This is a genomic window from Rhodococcus sp. IEGM 1241, from assembly GCF_033142365.1.
GTDB lineage: Bacteria > Actinomycetota > Actinomycetes > Mycobacteriales > Mycobacteriaceae > Rhodococcus_F > Rhodococcus_F erythropolis.
The window spans coordinates 1-1,171 of sequence record NZ_JAWLSE010000060.1 but is presented as its reverse complement, the minus strand read 5'-3'; the positions used below and the strand labels follow the sequence as shown (position 1 = coordinate 1,171).

Annotated in this window: 2 protein-coding genes; both read right to left on the bottom strand. The window is 57.7% G+C overall.

Annotated elements, in window-relative coordinates:
- Window positions 1-168: 168 nt before the first annotated feature.
- Window positions 169-675: a hypothetical protein gene (locus R4P70_RS32605; protein WP_317833847.1), complete on the bottom strand. Its 507-nt coding sequence runs from the start codon at window positions 673-675 to the stop codon at window positions 169-171.
- Window positions 676-704: 29 nt separating this feature from the next.
- The gene (locus R4P70_RS32600) at window positions 705-986 is read right to left on the bottom strand and encodes a hypothetical protein (RefSeq protein WP_064442786.1); all 282 of its coding nucleotides are present in this window, start codon (window positions 984-986) and stop codon (window positions 705-707) included.
- Window positions 987-1,171 lie beyond the last annotated feature (185 nt).

Here is a 1,171-nt window from a genome sequence, read left to right as displayed (position 1 = left end):
GTGGTGTCGAACTAGAAACAGGTCGCCACACAGCTGCCGATCCGAGGGGTTCCCTACAGATCGGGACCGTCGAGTGATCGTCGGTCTGGCAGGTGTGGCGACCTGCTTCTCGTCGCATCGTGAAGGTTACTTGGCGGGGCAGACAATTTCGGCACCGCGTGTGTTCATTCACCAGTCGTGCAGATCTTCCAATGAACCGATCCGATGTAGGGGGACAACGAGGACTCTCTTCGTCGTGCGCCTGCATTCGAAGGTCTCATCCATTATTGAAGACACCAGAAGAATGGGGCGATTGGTCTCTGTGTCCAGGGCATTCGCGTCGTAGAGCTCGTCGTGGGCGCTTAAGAAGTTGTCGATCACTCTTAGTTCCCCCGCGTTGTGGGGATGAACGGTGATGTTGATCCATCCGGGCTGACTTGTGGAAATCAAGCTGGACGAGTCTCCCGACTGGGTGATGTATCGATAGTTCATCGCCTGTTCGAAGAGGGAGTTGGCGAATCTGGCTTTCCTTTTGATGCGCGTGGCGATGGTCTCGGGATCTGTACCCGCCGTAACTTCTTCGGTGGCCTGTCGGAATATCTCGGTGAGGTCTGGTAGATGCTTGATCTCGGAGAAGGTCAAGTAGATGGGTAGCCCAGGTAGGGGTTCTGTGAGGTGTACTCGCGTGTCGGTCAAGCGCAGATCCTCCAATGATGTCCTGGCAGTCAGTCTTTCAAGTAGAGACGGCTGGCTTCGTCAAGGACGCGCCTGTAGGCGGCGTCGGTTGCCTTGAGCGCGGTGTCAACGAGGTCGAGCTCGCGGAGTACGGCTTCGTAAGTTTCGGGCCCTGTGGTGGCGTCGCCGAGGGTGTCCGCTTCGAGGGTTTCAGGGTCGTACAGCTTGTAATCGGCGGCGCTGGCGGCGACTCGGTGAAGCAGATCGTTGATTACTCCGAGTTGGCCGTGCAGTTGCAGATAGAGGTCGCTGGGTGCAATGCGGTCAGGCATGAAGTCTCCCTAGTGTTCTCTGTTTTCGGTGTTCAGGGGAAGGCGGATATCGGCGTCAGTGTGTGGCGGACAGGTGGATGGTGAGCACGTCATCGATGCGGGTTGTGAGGTCGACGTTTTCGTGCAGGATCGCTGATGCGTTGACGGCTCCGAGGGTGCCGGCGCACAGGTTCCATGCGAGTCGG